General features: G+C 64.3%; 18 protein-coding genes. 14 read left to right on the top strand and 4 right to left on the bottom strand.

What is annotated here, in order from left to right; genetic code table 11:
• Positions 1-61: 61 nt before the first annotated feature.
• From F1609_RS08430 to F1609_RS08420, 3 genes are all read left to right on the top strand, one after another.
• Positions 62-1,345, top strand: a complete 1,284-nt coding sequence (locus F1609_RS08430; RefSeq protein ID WP_167076019.1) for an MFS transporter — start codon at positions 62-64, stop codon at positions 1,343-1,345.
• Positions 1,342-1,866 carry a GNAT family N-acetyltransferase gene (locus F1609_RS08425; RefSeq protein WP_167076018.1) on the top strand — a complete coding sequence of 175 codons (525 nt, stop codon included), beginning with the start codon at positions 1,342-1,344 and terminating at the stop codon, positions 1,864-1,866. The genes F1609_RS08430 and F1609_RS08425 overlap by 4 nt, the downstream gene beginning before the upstream one ends.
• Before the next feature lie 129 nt (positions 1,867-1,995).
• Positions 1,996-2,361, top strand: a complete 366-nt coding sequence (locus F1609_RS08420; RefSeq protein WP_166878943.1) for an HPF/RaiA family ribosome-associated protein — start codon at positions 1,996-1,998, stop codon at positions 2,359-2,361.
• A 91-nt stretch (positions 2,362-2,452) separates the two neighbouring features.
• Here the strand turns inward: F1609_RS08420 and F1609_RS08415 are convergent, their stop codons facing one another.
• Positions 2,453-3,247: a helical backbone metal receptor gene (locus F1609_RS08415; protein ID WP_167076017.1), complete on the bottom strand. Its 795-nt coding sequence runs from the start codon at positions 3,245-3,247 to the stop codon at positions 2,453-2,455.
• A 96-nt stretch (positions 3,248-3,343) separates the two neighbouring features.
• On the opposite strand from F1609_RS08415, the gene F1609_RS08410 reads away from it, so the two are divergent.
• Positions 3,344-4,309: a GGDEF domain-containing protein gene (locus F1609_RS08410; RefSeq protein ID WP_167076062.1), complete on the top strand. Its 966-nt coding sequence runs from the start codon at positions 3,344-3,346 to the stop codon at positions 4,307-4,309.
• Positions 4,310-4,506: 197 nt separating this feature from the next.
• Positions 4,507-5,955 (top strand): exodeoxyribonuclease I, encoded by a 1,449-nt coding sequence (gene sbcB, locus F1609_RS08405; protein WP_167076016.1) that lies wholly within the window; start codon positions 4,507-4,509, stop codon positions 5,953-5,955.
• Between the two features lie 111 nt (positions 5,956-6,066).
• On the opposite strand, the gene pyrF is transcribed toward sbcB, so the two are convergent.
• On the bottom strand, positions 6,067-6,885 hold the full coding sequence (pyrF, locus tag F1609_RS08400; RefSeq protein WP_167076015.1) for an orotidine-5'-phosphate decarboxylase: 819 nt from the start codon (positions 6,883-6,885) through the stop codon (positions 6,067-6,069).
• 148 nt (positions 6,886-7,033) lie between these two features.
• Between pyrF and F1609_RS08395 the strand changes: the two genes are divergently transcribed.
• The 9 genes from F1609_RS08395 to F1609_RS08355 all read left to right on the top strand — a co-directional run bounded on the left by F1609_RS08395 (position 7,034) and on the right by F1609_RS08355 (position 13,393).
• A complete protein-coding gene (locus tag F1609_RS08395) occupies positions 7,034-7,645 on the top strand; it encodes a LemA family protein (protein ID WP_167076014.1) in 612 nt (203 codons plus the stop codon).
• Between the two features lie 4 nt (positions 7,646-7,649).
• Complete coding sequence (locus F1609_RS08390) at positions 7,650-8,447, top strand: TPM domain-containing protein (protein WP_167076013.1); 798 nt, start codon at positions 7,650-7,652, stop codon at positions 8,445-8,447.
• The gene (locus F1609_RS08385; protein WP_167076012.1) at positions 8,447-8,974 is read left to right on the top strand and encodes a TPM domain-containing protein; all 528 of its coding nucleotides are present in this window, start codon (positions 8,447-8,449) and stop codon (positions 8,972-8,974) included. Before F1609_RS08390 ends, F1609_RS08385 begins: the two co-directional genes overlap by 1 nt.
• A gap of 76 nt (positions 8,975-9,050) precedes the next feature.
• A complete protein-coding gene (locus tag F1609_RS08380) occupies positions 9,051-9,815 on the top strand; it encodes an SDR family NAD(P)-dependent oxidoreductase (protein WP_167076011.1) in 765 nt (254 codons plus the stop codon).
• Positions 9,812-10,288 (top strand): MarR family winged helix-turn-helix transcriptional regulator, encoded by a 477-nt coding sequence (locus tag F1609_RS08375; protein ID WP_166878963.1) that lies wholly within the window; start codon positions 9,812-9,814, stop codon positions 10,286-10,288. Before F1609_RS08380 ends, F1609_RS08375 begins: the two co-directional genes overlap by 4 nt.
• Before the next feature lie 131 nt (positions 10,289-10,419).
• The gene (locus tag F1609_RS08370) at positions 10,420-10,842 is read left to right on the top strand and encodes an organic hydroperoxide resistance protein (RefSeq protein ID WP_167076010.1); all 423 of its coding nucleotides are present in this window, start codon (positions 10,420-10,422) and stop codon (positions 10,840-10,842) included.
• Between the two features lie 537 nt (positions 10,843-11,379).
• Entirely contained in the window at positions 11,380-11,706 is a 327-nt protein-coding gene (locus tag F1609_RS08365; RefSeq protein ID WP_167076009.1) for a hypothetical protein, read from the top strand.
• Between the two features lie 101 nt (positions 11,707-11,807).
• Positions 11,808-12,200, top strand: coding sequence for a VanZ family protein (locus tag F1609_RS08360; protein WP_167076008.1), 393 nt, complete (start codon positions 11,808-11,810; stop codon positions 12,198-12,200).
• Between the two features lie 437 nt (positions 12,201-12,637).
• Positions 12,638-13,393 carry a hypothetical protein gene (locus tag F1609_RS08355; protein WP_167076007.1) on the top strand — a complete coding sequence of 252 codons (756 nt, stop codon included), beginning with the start codon at positions 12,638-12,640 and terminating at the stop codon, positions 13,391-13,393.
• A 361-nt stretch (positions 13,394-13,754) separates the two neighbouring features.
• Here F1609_RS08355 and F1609_RS08350 read toward each other — a convergent pair whose 3' ends face one another.
• Together F1609_RS08350 and F1609_RS08345 are read right to left on the bottom strand one after the other, a co-directional pair.
• A complete protein-coding gene (locus tag F1609_RS08350; protein WP_167076006.1) occupies positions 13,755-16,436 on the bottom strand; it encodes an NAD(P)-binding protein in 2,682 nt (893 codons plus the stop codon).
• A 96-nt stretch (positions 16,437-16,532) separates the two neighbouring features.
• A complete protein-coding gene (locus tag F1609_RS08345; protein ID WP_187362953.1) occupies positions 16,533-18,320 on the bottom strand; it encodes a glycoside hydrolase family 2 TIM barrel-domain containing protein in 1,788 nt (595 codons plus the stop codon).
• Positions 18,321-18,356: the final 36 nt, after the last annotated feature.

Here is an 18,356-nt window from a genome sequence, read left to right as displayed (position 1 = left end):
CGTTGATGGTTCCAGAAAGAATCATTTTACCCTACCTGCTTAGCCCGTCCCGAAAGTTCCTATGTCTGTGATGTCGCCGTCCAACGGTTTCAGTGTTTTGCGCAACCGAAATTTCTCGTTCTACCTGGCGGCGCGCGTGTTGGGCACCCTGGCGGTACAGATGCAAAGCGTGGCGATCGGCTGGCAGGTGTACCAGATGACCGGCAGCCTGTTCGACCTGGGCTTGATCGGCCTGGCCCAGTTCGCCCCTTTCCTGGTGCTGATCTTGCTGGCAGGCCATACCGCCGACCGCTACAACCGGCGCCTGATCATCATCCTGTGCCTCCTCACACAGTTGCTGTGCGGTTCGCTCCTGCTCGCTTTCACCGTGAGCGGGATCGGGGTAGTGTGGCCGGTGTTCGCGGTGCTGGTGCTGTTCGGCAGCGCGCGCGCCTTCATGATGCCGGCCACCCAGGCGGTGCTGCGCAACATGGTGCCGAACGAGAGTTTCAGCCAGGCCGTCGCGCTCAGCTCGTCGGCCTTTCACGTCGCCGTGATTGTCGGACCCGTGCTCGGCGGCTTGCTGTACATCGCCGGGCCGTCCACCGTGTACCTGGCGGCCGCTGCGCTGCTGGTGCTGTCGGTGATCCTGATGACGCTCACGACCAGCGCCCCGCAGGCGGTCAACAAGGAGCCGGCCACCTGGCACACGGTGCTGGAAGGCTTGCGCTTCGTGTGGTCGCGCCCGATCATGCTGGGGGCCATTTCACTCGATCTGTTCGCGGTGCTGTTCGGCGGCGCCACGGCGCTGTTGCCGGCCTACGCGCACGATGTGCTGCAGGTCGACTCGGCGGGCCTGGGCCTGCTGCGCACCGCGCCCGGGGTCGGCGCCGCGCTGTGCTCGGTGCTGCTGGCGTTTTATCCGATCCGCCGCCGCGTCGGCGCGTGGATGTTCGGCGGCGTGGCCGTGTTCGGCCTGGCAACGCTGGTGCTGGGCTGGAGCGCGAGTTTTCCGGTGGCGCTGGCGGCCCTGTTCCTGCTCGGCGCGGGCGATATGGTCAGCGTCTATGTGCGCCATCTGCTGGTGCAGTTCGAGACGCCCGATGAAATCCGCGGCCGCGTGAGCGCGGTCAATGCGGTGTTCATCGGCGCGTCCAACGAGCTCGGTGAATTCGAGTCGGGCCTGACCGCCGGCTGGTTCGGCCTGACCCGCGCCATCCTGTTCGGCGGCGCCGCCACCCTGGCGGTCACGGCGATCTGGATCTTCAAGTTTCCGGTGCTCTCGCGCATGGACCGCTTTCCCCATCACCAAAAAGAGGAAGAGGAAAAAGCGGCCGCCGCGCGCGAGGCCAAGGCCGGGGCATGAACCTGGCCACCCATCTGCACGCTTTCGGCGCGCGTGCCTTGGTGCCGGGCGATGCGCCGTTCCTGGCGCGCCTGTACGCGTCCACGCGCCAGGACTTGCTCGGCAGCGGCCGCGCCGATCCGGCCCTGGCGGCCTCGATCATGTCGATGCAGCAGCGCCTGCAAATGGCCGACTACCGCCAGCGCTTTCCCGACGCCATCTATCTGATCCTCGAGGAAGCCGGCGAGCCGGTGGCGCGCATCGTGCTCGAGCATGGGCCGCTGGCAATGCGCCTGGTCGATATCGCCCTGCTGCCGCACGCGCGCGGACACGGCACCGGCAGCGCCGTGCTGCGCGCATTGCAGCAATGGGCGGCCGCTCACCGGTTACCGCTGACCTTGTCGGTGCACCGAAGCAACCCGCAAGCGCGCCGTTTGTACCTGGGCCTGGGCTTTGCCATCGAACGCGCCGGCGCGCATGCGGACGCCCTGCGCTGGCAGCCCGCACGCCTCGATTTCATTTGCACTGAGCAATCTCAATGAAAGGTGTAAGATAGGTCGTGTGCTTAACGAAGTGCCAACCCTGGCGTGGCGCAGCAATGCGCTCAGGCCGCACATGCAGGTCAACAAGGGGTTGTGCGAGTACCTTTATGAACAGCCGGGAGTGAGCTTATGCAAATCAACATCAATACCGATAAAACGATCGAACGTCATCAAGGCCTGGACGATCATGTGCAATCCGTGGTCTCGGCCGCCGTCTCGCGTTTTAGCGAACACATTACCCGTGTTGAAGTCCACCTCAGCGACGAAAACAGCCAGAAATCCTCCGACGGCGGCAACCGCTGCCTGCTCGAAGCGCGCGTGACCGGCTATCAGCCGATCGCGGTCAGCGACCACGCTGTCAGCTTGCACCAGGCCATCAGCGGCGCTGCCGACAAACTCAAGCGCGCCATTGACAGCGCCCTGGGCCGCCTGCACGACAAGCAGCTGCACGCCACGCCGAAACTGGTGCCTGAGCCGGATGAAGTGAACGAGTAATTGCCTGACAATCGGGCCAGCGCCTGCCCCCGCGGCAGGCCGGCCTGAGCCAGCGCAACGCAGCACCGGCATGGCACATCCGCTGCCCCGCTCAAAACATCGACGCCGACTGCGCCATGGCGCGCAGGTAGCGCAAACCGGCGACCGAACGGCTGCCGTACCACGACATCATTTCCCCATCGACCAGATAGACCGGCTTGCCGATCTGCTTTTCCAATGCGTCCGCGTGGGCCTCCGTGAAGCGGTAGGGCTCGGTCGACAGCAATACGCCGTCGATGCGCGCCACCAGTTCCTCCGACCAGGTAAAGCGCGGGTAGCGCGTCGCATCGTCCAGCTGCGGCACGCGCCAGCCGATTTCGGCCATCATGCGGGCAATATAGGTATCGGCCGAAATGCTCATCCACGGATCTTGCCAGATGCAGTACAGCACTGTCGCCGGGCGGCCCTTGGGCAGCGCCTGCAAGGCGGCGTACTCCGCTTCAAAGTCGGCGCACCAGGCGTCGGCCTTGTCGCCGGCACAAAAAATGCCGCCCATCAGGCGCGCCAATGCCAGGTTGTCGCGCGGCGCCACCGGATGGGTGACGACGATGTTCGGCACGAATGCGGCCAGCGCCTCGACCGTCGGCTTTTCGTTTTCGTCGATGTTGACCACCAGATGGGTGGGTGCGAGCTTGCGGATCTTTTCCAGGTTCACATCCTTGGTGCCGCCGATCTTGGCGATCGCCGCCACCTGCGCGGCCGGATGGATGCAAAAGCCGGTGCGCCCAACCACTTGCCCGGCCAGGCCGAGGTCGCACAGGAGTTCAGTAATCGAGGGCACCAGCGACACGATCCGTGCCGCCGGGTCCGGCTTGTGTTGGGTGCCAATGGCATCAAGGAAGTGCATGGAATCAACCGTGGAATTCGAATGACGCTATTGGAACACTGATATGATGCAAACGCCAATTGTTATAGCGGCGCATACCTGACCGGAGAGACTATGTTGGAACAGATCGGCACCTTCGCAGCATCAAGCTACACCATCCGCGACCTGCATTTGTTCCGCGATATCGACGACGACCAGATCGCGCAGGCGCTGGCCGGGTGCGCCGTGATCCGGCTGGGCACCGGCGACCGGGTCGAAGACAGCAACCGCGCGCGCCTGTACATCGTGCTGCGCGGCGCCCTGGCGGTCGAGGCCGACACGCGCAACGGCATGGCCGACGGCACGGTCAGCAAGATCTTGCCGGGCGAGAGCGTGGGCGAGCAGTCGGTACTGGACGAAGCGGCCAACCTGGCCTCGATCAGTGCGCTCGAAGAATCGGAGCTGCTGGTCATCGAAGGCGAACTGGTGTGGAAGCTGATCGACCAGTCGAACGGCCTGGCGCGCAACCTGCTGCGGCTGCTGTCGTTCCGCATCCGGGCCGCCAACGCGCTGCTGCGGCGGCGCCAGAAGCTGGGCGAATTCTATCGCCAGCTGTCGATGAACGATGGCTTGACCGGGCTGTACAACCGGGCCTGGATGAACGACATGCTGCCCAAGCTGATCGCCACCGCGCACCGCGCCGGCACGCCGCTGGCGCTGGTGATGCTCGACCTCGACCACTTCAAGCTGTTCAACGACACCCATGGCCACCTGGCCGGCGACGACGCGTTGCGCGCGGCGGCCGATGTGATTTCGACGGCGCTGCGCCCGTCCGATTTTGCGCTGCGCTACGGCGGCGAGGAGTTGATGGTGATCCTGCCAGAAACGCCGGAACCGCTGGCCGTGATGGTGGCCGACCGCCTGTGCGCGCGCATGCGCGAAGCGCCGATTTTCCGCGACATGCGCGTTCCCCTGCCGCACATCACGGCCTCGTTCGGGGTGGCCTTGCTGGAAGCGGGCATGGATGACAGCGGCCTGATCGCAGCGGCCGACGCCGCCTTGTACCGCGCCAAGGACGGCGGACGCAACCGGGTGGCGCGCTGAAAGCGCGCCCCGGGGCGGCGCCAATCTGTGTACCATATGGGTCCGCCCCTGACGCCATCGAAATTCTGACCGCAACATTCGGAACCGTCATTCCCGCGCAGGCGGGAATCCAAGGCACCGTCGCTTAGCAACGAGAGCTTGGGTTCCCGCCTGCGCGGGAACGACGGAACTTAGCGCAACTTATTGATCAAAGTTCCATGACCACCCATACCTTTCTCTGGCACGACTACGAAACCTTCGGCGCCCAGCCGCGCCGCGATCGTCCGGCGCAGTTCGCCGCGATCCGCACCGATGCCGCCCTGAACGAAATCGGCGAGCCGATCATGCTGTACTGCCAGCCGGCCCCGGATTTCCTGCCCGACCCGCAGTCCTGCCTGATCACCGGCATCACGCCCCAGCAATGCCTGGAAATGGGCGTGCCCGAGCACCAGTTCGCGGCCACCATCGAGGCCGCGTTCAGCCAGGCGGGCACCATTGGCGTGGGCTACAACACCATCCGTTTCGATGACGAGATCACCCGCTTCCTGTTCTGGCGCAACCTGATCGACCCGTACGCGCGCGAGTGGCAGCACAATTGCGGACGCTGGGACTTGCTCGACGTGGTGCGCATGACCTACGCGCTGCGTCCGGAAGGTATCGAATGGCCGATGCGCGAGGATGGCAAGCCGAGTTTCAAGCTGGAACATCTGGCCAAGGCCAATGGTTTGCTGCACGAGTCGGCGCACGATGCGTTGTCGGACGTGCGCGCCACCATCGCGCTGGCGCGCCTGATCCGCGACAAGCAGCCCAAGCTGTTCGATTTTTGCCTGGCCCTGCACAAGAAAGACAAGGTCGCCTCGGAAATGGGCATGCATCTGGCGGCGGCGCAACGCCAGCCCTTCCTGCACGTGTCGGGCATGTTCCCGACCGAGCGCGGCTGCATCGGCCTGGTGTGGCCGCTGGCAACGCATCCGACCAACAAGAATGAAGTGCTGGTGTGGGATTGCAGCTACGATCCGACCGAGCTGTTCGGGCTCGACGCGGACACGATCCGCCTGCGCATGTTCACGCGCTCGGCCGACCTGCCGGAAGGCGTGACGCGCTTGCCGATCAAGAGCATCCATTTGAACAAGTCGCCTATGCTGGTGGGCAATCTCAAGACCTTGAGCGCCGAGATGGCGCAGAAATGGGGCATCGATATCGAGCAGGCCCGCGCCTTTGCGGCCGTGGCGGCGGCGGGGCCGGATATGGGGGCCTTGTGGGCGCAGGTGTACCAGCGGCCGGGTGCGCAGGAAAGCGTGGATGTGGATGAAGACCTGTATGGCGGCTTTATCGGCAGCGGCGACCGGCGCAAGCTGGAGTCCTTGCGCACCGAGACGCCGGAAAAGCTGGCCAAGGCCAGGCCGTCGTTCGAGGATCAGCGCCTGGTGGAGCTGGTGTTCAGGTATCGCGCGCGCAATTTCCCGGAGTTGTTGAGCGAAGCCGAAGCGCAGCAGTGGGAAGCGCACCGCGCGGCCAGGCTGTTCGACGGGGAAGGCGGCGCGCGCACGATCGAGCAGTTGTTTGCGGAGATTGATACCTTGTCGGAAGATGCCGATGAGCGGGCCGAGGAAATTCTGGGGACCTTGTACGATTATGCCGAGGCGATTGCGCCGAGCAGGTACTAATTATCCTGTCGCCGCTAGCTCGTCGTTCCCGCGAAAGCGGGAACCCAAGTTTGCCGAGCCGACACTGGCTACGGTACGAACTTGGGTTCCCGCCTCTGCGCGAACGACGGGTTAGCGATACAAATTAATCGCGTCGCGCGTCTCGGTCGCCACCCGGCGCGCAGCCGCCGCAAAATCCTCGCTCCCCTGCGCCGTCGCATACAAGATCGCGCGCGAAGAGTTGATCATCATGCCGGCGCCGCTGGCCGTGCGTCCGGACCTGACGGTCGCTTCCACATCCCCGCCCTGCGCACCCACCCCCGGCACCAGCAGCGGCATCTCGCCCACGATCGCCCGCACCTGCGCCAGTTCTTCCGGAAAGGTCGCCCCCACCACCAGCGCGCACTGCCCGTTCTTGTTCCACGTGTCGGCCACCATGCGCGCCACGTGCTGGTACAGCGGCTTGCCGTCGGCCATCAGGAACTGCAAATCCGATCCGCCCGGATTGGACGTGCGGCACAGCACGATAGCGCCGCGGTCGGTCCATTCCATGTACGGCTCGACCGAGTCGAAACCCATGTACGGGTTAACCGTCACCGCATCGGCCCCGTAGCGGTCGAACGCTTCGCGCGCGTACTGGCGCGCGGTGGCGCCGATGTCGCCGCGCTTGGCGTCGAGAATGACGGGAATGTGCGGATAATGCTGGCGCGCATACGCGCAAATGCGCTCGAGCTGCCCCTCCGCGCCCAGCGCGGCAAAGTAAGCGATCTGCGGCTTGAAGGAACAGGCCAGGTCCGCCGTGGCGTCGATGATTTCCTTGCAAAACAGGTAAATCGCGTCCGGCTCGCTGGCCAGTTGCGCCGGGAAACGCGCCAGGTCGGGGTCCAGGCCCACGCACAGCAGGGAGTTGTTGGTGGTCCAGGCGGCGGACAGCTTGTTGATAAAGTTCACAGGACAGCCTCGTAGTCAATTACAAACCCGCCATTGTAACCTTCCCCTCGCCCTCCCCGCCCGCAAGCACGCACGCTTGAAAAGCCATCTTGTGGGCATTTAGGGTATATTTTTGACCATTCGACAACTTGCTACGGACGGAAATACCATGACAAACAACGCATTCGCACGCTGCACACGGGTGCTGCTGACCCTGGCACTGACGGGGACACTCCTGTCCGGCTGCGGCTATAACGAATTCCAGACCAAGGATGAAGCCAGCAAGGCGGCCTGGGGCGAAGTCGTCAACCAGTACCAGCGCCGCGCCGACCTGATTCCGAATCTGGTCAACACGGTCAAGGGCTATGCCTCGCACGAAAAAGAAACGCTGGAAGCGGTCACGCGCGCACGCGCCTCCGCCACCAGCGTCCAGGTCACTCCCGAGGTGCTCAACGATCCGGAAGCGTTCAAGAAGTTCCAGGCGGCCCAGGGCGAGTTGTCCGGCGCCTTGTCGCGCCTGATGGTGGTTGCCGAGAAGTATCCCGACCTGAAGGCCGACGCCAGCTTCCGCGACCTGCAGTCGCAGCTGGAAGGCACCGAGAACCGCATCACCGTGGCGCGCCAGCGTTACATCGTCACCGTGCAGGATTACAACGTCCAGGTGCGCAAGTTCCCGACCAACCTGACCGCCAAGATGTTCGGCTACGAGGTCAAGCCGTCGTTCACCGTCGAAAACGAAAAGGCGATTTCGACCGCCCCAGCCGTGAACTTTGGCAAGTAAGCCGATGAAGCTGCTGCGTTATTTATGGTTGCTGGCCCTGGCGTTCGGGCTCGGTCTGGGCGCCACCGCCCACGCCCAGCTGGCGCCGGTGCCGACCCTGAGCAGCCATGTCACCGACCAGGCCGGCATGCTGAGCGCGGAACAGCGCGCCAAACTCGAAGCCGTGCTGACCGACTACGAAAGCAAGACCGGCAGCCAGATCGCGGTGTTGCTGGTCAAGAGCACGGCGCCGGAACAGATCGAGCAGTACAGCATCCGCGTGACCGATGCCTGGAAGCTCGGCCGCAAGGGCGTCGACGATGGCGTGCTGCTGGTGGTGGCGCCCGAGAATCCCACCGCCCTGCGGCGCTTGCGCATCGAAGCCGGGCGCGGCGTGCAAGGCGTGCTGACTGATGCGCAATCGAAGCGCATCTTGCAGGATGTAATCGCCCCGCATTTTCAGCAGAAACAGTTTTATGACGGCCTGGTGGCCGGCGTGGGCGCCATTGCGACCCTGCTCAACGCCGAGCAGTTCCCTGCCCCGCCGCAGGCACAACAGCAGCGCCAGGCGCAGGAGTCGGGCGGCGGCGGCATGCTGGTGCCGCTGATCCTGTTCGGCGCGATTGCGCTGGCATCGATGTTGCGGCCACGCCGCTCGCGTCTGGGCAGCGGCGGCTGGAGCAGCGGTGCGACCGGCTTCATCATCGGCAGCGCGCTTGGCGGCCTCGGTCGCGGCGGTGGCGGCGGTGGTGGTTTTTCCGGCGGCGGGTTTTCCGGCGGCGGCGGCAGTTTTGACGGCGGCGGCGCCTCGGGAGATTGGTAATGAGTCAGTCCGCCACATCAACAAGCGGTTCGCGCCTGGCGCGCATCTGGCGCCACTGGCGCAGCACGCAAGCGAACGGCCGGCGCGCGTTTCCGCCGGAGACGCTCGATGCGATCGCCAAGGCCATCGCGTCCGGCGAGCAACGCCACCGCAGCGAGGTGCGCCTCATCGTCGAGCACGGCATGCCCTTCGACGCCTTGTGGGCCGGCATGGGCATCCGCGAACGCGCGATTGCCCTGTTTGCCGAATATGGCATCTGGGATACGGAAGACAATTGCGGCGTGCTCATCTACGTGAACCTGGCCGAGCATCAGATCGAAATCGTGACCGACCGCAACGTCGGGCGCAAGATCGACAATATCGTCTGGAAACGTGTGTGCGCGACCATGACGCAGGGTTTTGCACTCGGCCAATTCCACGCCGCCACGCTGGCTGCATTGGCACAAGTCAACAGCTTGCTGGTGGAGCACTTTCCAGCGCAGGGCGCGCGCGCCAACGAGTTGCCGGATCGCCCCATCATGCTGTGATGCAGTGCAAAAAACCCGACGCCGGGCGCACTGTGTGGTTAAAATTCGCTATTCCGCATCACATTGAAAGCAATACATGAGACTTGAGCAAAAAGTAGCGATCGTCACCGGCGCCACGCAAGGCATCGGCCTGGCCTGCGCCCAGCGCCTGGTGAAGGAAGGCGCGCGCGTGATGCTGGTCGATATCAAGCCCGACGGCGCCGCCGCGGCCGAGGCGCTTGGCGAGAACGCCCGCTTCTTTGCCGCCGACGTCAGCCAGAAGGCCGATGTCGATGCCATGATCGCCGCGACCGTGGCCGCCTTCGGGCGCATCGATGTGCTGGTCAACAACGCCGGCGTGACCCACGCCGCCGATTTCCTCGACCTGACCGAAGACGATTTCGACCGCGTGATGCGCATCAATCTGAAGTCCATGTTCCTGTGCGGCCAGGCTGCGGCGCGCCACATGGTGAGCCAGCAACACGGCTGCATCATCAATATGTCGAGCGTCAATTCGGAAGTGGCGATCGCCAACCAGGTGCCATACGTGGTGTCCAAGGGCGGCATCAACCAGCTGACCAAGGTCATGGCGCTGAACCTGGCCGGCTACGGCATCCGCGTGAACGGCATCGGCCCCGGCACCATCCTGACCGAACTGGCCAAGAAAGCCGTGCTGGGCAGCCCGGAAGCGCGCAACACGATCCTGTCGCGCACGCCGCTGGGACGCTGCGGCGAACCGGAAGAAATCGCCTCGGTGGTGGTGTTCCTGGCCAGCGACGACGCTTCCTACATGACCGGCCAGACCATGTATGTCGATGGTGGCCGGCTCGCCCTCAACTACACGGTCCCGGTGAAGGAATGAGCCAAACCAAACAACCGCTGCCGGCAGGGATCAACATGCTTGCGCTGGAAAACCAGTTCTGCTTCGCCCTGTATTCAGCCTCGCACGCGATGACCAAGACCTACAAGCCGATGCTCGACCGGCTCGGCCTGACCTACCCGCAATACCTGGTGATGCTGGTGCTGTGGGAACAGGATGCGATCCTGGTCAAGGATATCGGGGCGCGCCTGTTTCTCGATTCGGGCACGCTCACGCCGCTGCTCAAGCGCCTGGAAGCGAACGGCCTGCTCTCGCGCAACCGCGATCCGCATGACGAGCGCCAGGTGCGCATCGTGCTGACCGCCCAGGGCCAGGCGCTGCGGGTCCAGGCCGAAGCGATTCCGGAACAGGTGCTGTGCGCCAGCGGGCAGGAACTGGCCGCGCTGGGACGCATGCGCAGCGAGCTGTCGGGCGTGCGCGACGACCTGTTCAAGGCGATGGAAGACCACGACTGATGACACGGCGGGGCTGAGCCCCGCCTTTGCCATCAACACATCCAAATAAAACGATTGCACACAATTGAATTGTTCGCTATAGTTCTCCCATCGGCACAGCGTTGCCGTCCCAACCCAACCAAGGAGTTACCATGCAAGTTCTCTACACAGCACACGCAACAGCAACCGGTGGTCGTGATGGCCGCGCAGTTTCCGATGACAAGGTCCTGGATGTCAAACTGTCGACCCCGAAGGCACTGGGTGGCGCGGGCGGCGACGGCACCAATCCCGAGCAACTGTTCGCGGCAGGCTATGCGGCTTGCTTCCTGTCGGCCCTGAAACTGGTCAGCGGCGCGCTGAAAACCCCGGTTCCAGCGGACACCCGCATCGACGCCTCGGTCGGCGTGGGCCCGAACGACAAAGGCGGCTTCGGCCTGACCATCAAGCTGGTGGTCAACACCCCGGGCATGGACCAGGCAACGGCCCAGGCTGCCGTGGACAAGGCACATGAAGTTTGCCCATACTCGAACGCAACACGCGGCAACATCGACGTCGACCTGAGCGTCACGGTTTAAGCGACCGCATCAGATATAAGACAGGTGCATGTCTGGTATCCGAAAAGGCAATTAGACATATAAGTGCCCGACCCGCATAATTGCACCTGTCTCCACTATCTTCCTCCAAGAAAATAGTTTAAGCCCGCTTTCATCAGCGGGCTTTTTTTTGCCTGGCCGCCAGTGCGCAGCCAGCCCGGATGCTTCCGGAAATTATCTTCCCACTTTCGAGAATGTTGCGCAGTGTCATAGCTGCGTAACATTGCCTGCCTATACTTGCTTCATCTGCTGTACACGTAACCGATATGCGTGACTGGCAGCCAGGTGTGTCGACCCAGAGGGCGGCACACCACTCCGAATTGACGATCTCTTGGCCCGATCTTGGGTTTAGCCCGCTCCCACAAGCGGGCTTTTTTTTGGCGCAACACTTTTTCCTGTTCCTTTGACTAGGACGGGCAAAAAGATGACGCAAAGGCTTGAAGCTGGCGCCCATTCATCTATCATGAAGTTCCTCGAGCTTTTTTCATAACCATTGGCCAGCCAAGCGGAGCGATAAGAATGAGCGAATATGTCCTTGATGCACTATCCGAGCCACTTTATCAACAGGCAAACGCCAGCCGCCGCCAGCGCCACACCCCGGACGACACCCTCGTCCTGAGCGAACTCAACCCCAACACGGTCGTCGACCACCTCGACAGCGATCATGCCCCGGTCGAACTGATCACCTTCGGTACGGTTCGCGAGACTTGTCCGAACTGCAATCATTCCCATCTCAAGCTGGTCTTGCGCCAGCGTGCCGTCCGTGTGGCCCATCTGTTCTGTGCCGAGTGCCACGGCTGCTTTGACGCCCGCTACCCCAACGGCGCGCCCGCACTGACGATCTGAGTGCCCATTCGGGTAAAACATTATTGGGCAAACAATATGCCGGCCGCGCCTGCGCGGCGGCCGGCATGGTAAGGTGGCGGTTTTCCCTCACGCTCCCTGTCATGTCCGCCCTGCTTTCCCTGCTTGTTCTCGATGAACGCCTGCGCAAGTTGCGCTACGGCACCGCGCTCGCGATCTACGCCGCCATTCTCATCATGGGTTCCCTGCCTGGGGCGCGCGCCGAAATTGGGACCGTGGCGTCCGGCATCGTGCTGCACTCGCTGGCCTACGGCACCATCACCTTCCTCTTGTTTACCGGCAGCCTGGGCAGTGCACGCGAACGCGCCATCAAATCGGTGCTGACCGTGATGGTCATGGGCGCGCTGGACGAACTGGTGCAGAGTTTTTTACCGTACCGTACAGGCGCAGTCGGCGACTGGATGGTCGACTGCAATGCCGCACTCGTCACCGCGGGCCTGCTCTGGGCATTTCTGCCGCAGGCGCGTTCCCGCTAGTACTGCCGCGCCGGGCGACGTCACGCCAGCGCCAATGCCACCGTCAAGCGGTTGCGCCTCGCGCACGAGGCGCCGCACCGCCTGTTGCGAGTAATGATGCTCGCGCAGGCTGGTGACGCTCGATTCCATCGAAGCGACCAGGTCAATGATCAGGCTGGAGAGTGAAGTGGCAGGCATGGAAAACTCGCAAAAAATTCAGTAGAAAAATTATTGCCTGGTCAAAGAAACGGGGATTTGCGCTGTATCAAGCGTGCACTGCGCCGTCTTTGCGCCATTCCCATCCTCCCCGAAAAATTCAAGACAATCTGCTTATTGTTTGACCTGTGTCAAAAGGCACATGAATGCATGGGAACGTTAGTTCAAATGCCCGCTCTTACCCCAGTGGCACGCGGCATTGTCACGCACACAAGGAAGACACCCAACCAAAGGAGTTGATCATGAAGCGTATCGAACAAAGCGTGCTCTTGGCGGGCTTGCTGGCCCTGGCGGCCTGCAGTTCCACCGGCATGAACGGCAGCGACACGGCCAGCAGCACCAGCCCAGACACCTCGGCGAGCACGGCGTCGGCAGGAAGCGGCACGACCGACAGCGGCGGCGCGGCCGGCAGTTCAGGAAGCGGCGGCAGCGGTAGCACGGGAACCGGCGGCAGCAGCCAGACCAGCGCCACCGGCGGCAGCGGAAGCATGGCCGACACCGGCACGGGCAGCAGCGCGGGCACCGGCGGCTCGACGTCGACCTCGACCGGAAGCACCACGGGCAGCGGCAGCTCCATGTCGACCGGGAGCGGCGGCAGCATGGCGGGCTCGGGCAGCTCAGGTAGCGGCAGCGGCATGGACAGTTCCATGGCGGGCGCGGGCAGTTCAACCGCGGCGGGAAGCACCCAGTCGGGCGGCAGCATGGCCAGTGGAACGAGCCCTTCCGGCGCGTCGGGAGGCATGCCCAACAGTACCGTGAGCAAGATCGAAGTCGTGCCACGCCAGACCAGCGGGACGGCGGGTAGCGGAGGATCGACTGGTTCCACCGGCAGCGCCGGCAGCACCGGCACCAGCGGCGGCACCATGACCGGCGAACGCGTCTACCGCATCACCCTGAAAATGGACGATGGCGCGACCCAGGTCGTCACACAGGAAACGGCGCCATCGTTCGCTACCGGCGACCGCGTGCGCATGTCGGGTGGCACAATCGAGCGTTAGCAGCACTGGATAATGGGGGCCGGCCACTGGCTGGCTCTACCGACTGGCTGACTCTACCCACTGGCTGGCGCTACCGACTGGCTGGCTCTACCCACCGGCATGTCGCAGCCGATGACGCGCCGTAGTTGCTACACCTGTTGTTGCTACGCGGGTTGTCGCTACACGTGTTGTCGCTACCCGTGTTAGCCGCTGACACGTTTCACGCGCCAGAACGTTTTACGCGCTGGCACTGTCACCGTCTTCCCCGTGGTGGGAACGACAAGCCGGCAAGGACGCCCGTCGGCGCAAGCGGCAGGCATGACCCAGCCATCAGGCGACATCAGCGCACTTGGCCCCAAGTGCGCGACAGGTCAACGCAAGCTTACTCCGACCCGACGTTCTTGGCCGCATCGGCGCGCTGGCGCAACACCGCTTCCGCCGCCTTCTTGCCGGCGATGAACGCGTGATCGGAATTGTAGTACTCCCATTCGCTGTAACGGCCCGCCAGCACGATGTCGTAACGCGCCAGCCACGCTTTGACCAGCGCCACGTTGTCCGTGCGTGCATGGTCGTACACCACGTACGCATACGGCATGTCGACCAGGTTGGCGGTGATGATGCGGTCGTCGGGCCTGAGCATGGTGACCTTGATGCAGTCTTCGATGCAGCGGTCGATCAGCGCCTTGCCGTCGAGCGGCAGCGGCTTCCAGGGGGAGTACGAAATCTCGCAGGTCAGCCCGAATCCACCCGGCGGATTGCAGTGAGGACTGGCGTTGCCCTGCACGAAAATGCGGTGGAAAATCGTGTCTTCGGGATAGTAAATCCAGTGCTTGTCGGTGATGTTTTCACGCGCCACGCCAAGGTTGACGCAGCGCACCGACAAGTGACGCAAGCCCGCGGCCGCCGCCCGCACCTCGGGCGGCGCTTCACTGCCGATCAGCTTGATCAACTCGGGCAGGGGCATGGTGCTGATCAGGTGATCGTAACGGTAGCGGCTGCCATCGGCCATCACCAGCACATGTTCGCGCGGCAGCAGCTGGGCCGCTTCGGCGTTCATCTCGATCCTGCCTTTGATGTGCGGCAGAAAACCGGACATCAGCGCCTGGAAGCCGCCCGAGAGCGGATAGCCGAAGCGTGCATTCGGCCCCATCGGCTTGGCGACCGGTTCCAGCGCGCCTTCGATGATGTCTTCCAGGTCGGGCAGCGGCACCCTGCCGCCGAGCCAGGAGGTTTCCATCTCGGAGAGCGGCACGGTCCACAGCTTTTTGTTGTAGGGAATGGCGAAGTGCTCGGCGATGCCGCGCCCCCATACCTTGTAAATGAATTCTTCGAAGTTCTGGCTCTCGCGCTTGCGCGGCGCAATGCTGGCCGTGCCGTGAGCGACCTCGACCGTTCCATCGGCGCAGCAGTCTTCCACCGGCTTGACCGCGCACGGTGGCGGCGCCGCCGCAGCCCCGTCGATGCTGCCGAAGCGCGCTTCCACGGCGCCGATGATGCATTCGGTGATGACCTTGGGCGGCAAACCGTACAGCGCACCCTGGAACGGGTAGCGCGTGTACACCCGCTTGCTGTAGACCCAGGCTTCGCGGTTTTGCCAGTGCAGGTTCGGCCCGAGCAGCATCTCGTACAGCGACAGCACATAGGGATCGTTCGAAAACATGATGTGGCCGGCATGGTCGAAGGTGAAGCCCTGGTCGTGGATCGAACGGCACCAGCCGCCAACGCTGCTGTTCTTGTCGAGCAGCAGCGCGCCCTCCCCCAAGTGGTAGGCTGCGGACAGCCCGGTCGGACCGGCGCCGACGATGACGGTCTGCACCTTCTGCGCGCCGGTCTGCGAGCGCAGCGGGTTGACAGTGGCGCCGCTGCCGCTGCCGCTGCCGCTGCCAGTCCCCGCGCCGGCGCCCGCATAGCCGGCGCCCGCATAGCCGGCGCCCGCATAGCCGGCGCCGCTGAAGCGCGCCGTGCTGCGTCCCGGCGTGGTCTCGGCCAGCAGGCGCCGCATCGCGTCCACGGTGACGTCCCACGAGGTGGCGGCCACGATATTGCGCATGGTGGCGCACATCGCGGCGCGCCGTTCCGGCGTCATCGCCAGGGCCGCTTCGCACGCCGCGATGAAGTCGCCGGCGTCGCGCGCGATCGCCACCACATGGCCATACGGCCGGGCCACGTCGGCAATGCCGGTGCTGACGATCGGCAGCTCGGCGGCCATGTATTCGAGCACCTTGGTCGGACTGATGAAGCGGGTGGCCTCATTCAGGGCGAACGGGAGCAGGCACACATCCCACCCGGCCAGCAGGCCCGGCAGCGCCTGGTACGATTGCTGCCCCAGGTAGTGGATGTTCGGGCGCTGCGGCAGGCTGGCCGGGTCGATCTTCATGACCGGCCCCACCATCACCAGTTGCCAGTCGGGATGCGCATCGGCCAGCGCGCCGATCAGGGCGGCGTCGAAGCGCTCGTCGATCACGCCGTAAAAGCCCAGGCGCGGCGCGCCGATGCCGGCCTGGAGCGGATGACCACGGTCGCGCCCGAGCGCGCGCTCGAAGTGGCGCACGTCCACGCTGCTGGGAAAGCAATGCGCGTTCGGATGGCGCTCGCGCTTGGCCTGGTACAGGCTCGGTCCGCCGGCAAACACCAGGTCGGCCAGGTTCAGCAGGGCTGTTTCGCGCTGCAGGAGCTGGCGCGGCGGATTCTTGAACGCCGCCAGCTCGTCCATGCAGTCGTACACCACCAGGCCCGCGTGCAGCTCTTGCAGCAGCGGCAGGGCCATCGGCGTATAGAACCAGACGATGGGCCGCTCGCCGGGCGGCGCCAGGCCGGCCAGCAGCGGTTGCAGCAGGCGGATCTGGTCGTCGTGGAAACCCGGCGCATGCACCGGCGTGTGCGGCCGCAACACGGTCACATTCGGGACCGGACTCGATTGTTCCATGAAGCTGTCGCCATCGTCGTGAACGGGCTCCTCCACAAAGAGGATGCGGAAATGGTGCGCCAGCCGCGATAACAACTGCTGCGGCCGCTGGTAAACAAAGTCCCAGCGCAGGTGGCAAAAAACGATGATGGTCGACATGTGATCTCCTTTCGCCCGTCCCGGGCGTATGTGGTTGGCTGTGTGGTCTCCTGCGAACCCGCAGCGTCGTCGTGCGCGGGTGAGGAAGGCGGCTGGTCAGGAAAATCCCGGATAGCAATCCTCCTTCTCGTGGTCGTTGCGCGTGGCCGCGCGGATCAGTTCGAGCGGGACCTTGGGCGTGCGGTCGGCGCACAGCAGGCCGTTCGCTTCCTGGAAGGTGTCGCTGAACTGGGTGTAGCAAAAGCCGCTGAACATGGTCGTGGTATTGACCACCGTGAGCAGGCGCCGGTACAGGTCGAGGAAACTGTCTTCGGTGCGGGCGCGCGAATAGCCCCAGGTACGCTCGCCGGCGCCGTGCTTATCAAAAGCGATGCCGCCGAACTCGGTCAGCACGATCGGCTGGCCGCGGTGCGGAAAGCCGTCCAGGGTGAGGATGCGTCCGCCCGGGCGGCGCTGGTCGAACAGGGTGCGGGTCGGCTCGCTGGTGGTGTAGCGCGCCGCCAGCCGCTCGGGACTGCAGTCGTAGTCGTGGATGCCGAGGATGTCGGTGGCCGAGGCTTCCCAGCCATCGTTGCCGATCACCGGGCGCGTGGCGTCGAGCGTGCGGGTCAGGTGGTACAGGGCCTCGACCGCGTTGCGGTGGGCTTGCGTGAGGGTCAGGTTCGGCACGCCCCACGATTCGTTGAAGGCGACCCAGACGATGATGCACGGGTGGCTGTAGTCGCGCTCGATGGCCTCGGTCCATTCGCGCACCATGCGCGTGATGGCCTTGGGACTGAAACGGTAGGCCGAGGGCATTTCTTCCCACACCAGCAGGCCCAGCCGGTCGGCCCAGTACAGGTAGCGCGGGTCTTCGATTTTCTGGTGCTTGCGCACGCCGTTAAAGCCCATCGCCCTGGCCAGCTCGACATCGCGTTTCAGGGCCAGGTCGGAGGGCGCCGTCAGCAGCGACTCGGGCCAGTAGCCCTGGTCGAGCACCAGCCGCAGCGCGTAGGCGCGCCCGTTGAGCATGAAGCGGTCGCGGTTGATCGCCACCGAGCGCAGCGCCGTGTAGGAACGCACCACGTCGAGCACCTGGCCACGGTGGTGCAGGGTCACCTCGGCATTGAGCAGGGTGGGCCGCTCGGGGCTCCACAGCAGTTCGTTGCGCGAATCGTCGATGCCGGGGTCGGACAGGGAAATCTTGCGGTTGGCCTCGTGGCCGAGCAGCTTGTAGTGGTCGTCCGCCAGCAGGTTGTCGCCGTGCCAGATCTTGACTTCGACGAACAGTTCTTCGGTGATGTCGCCGGTGGCAAAGATTTCGCAACCGATTTCGTAGGTTTCGAAGATCGGCGTCCAGCGCAAGCTCTGGATGTAGGTCGAGGCGACCTGTTCGATCCACACCGTCTGCCAGATGCCGGTGGTGCGCGGATACCAGATCGAGTGCGCTTCGAGCAGCCAGTCCTGCTTGCCGCGCGGCTTGGCCAGGTCGTGCGGATCGTCCTCGACGTACACGGTCACGAGCTGCGCGCCCTCCTCCTCGAGTACGCCGCTGATGTCGGCCGAGAACGGCGTGTGCCCGCCCTCGTGCTCGGCCACCAGGTGCTGGTTGACCCAGACCCGGGCGCGGTAGTCGACCGCGCCAAAATGCAGGATGGTGCGCCCGCTGTGCGGCGTGAGCTGGAAGCTGCGCTCGTACCAGCACACCGAGTGAAAGCCGGTATCGCCCAGGCCGCTGGCGCGCGCTTCGGGCGCGAACGGCACCTCGATCTGGTGCGTCCATGCGGTCGCGCCATCGGGCATGCGGCAGCGCCGCCCGTCGTCGAACATGAATTTCCACGGGCCGTTCAGGCTGATCCATTGCTCGCGCACGAGCTGGGGGCGCGGGTATTCGAATTGACTCATCGATGTTCCTTGTCGTGGGCCGAAACGGCCGTGGCC

It is taken from the genome of Massilia aquatica (assembly GCF_011682045.1).
GTDB lineage: Bacteria > Pseudomonadota > Gammaproteobacteria > Burkholderiales > Burkholderiaceae_D > Telluria_A > Telluria_A aquatica.
Note: the sequence above shows the minus strand (reverse complement) of the source record. Positions and strands in the feature narration are given on the sequence as shown.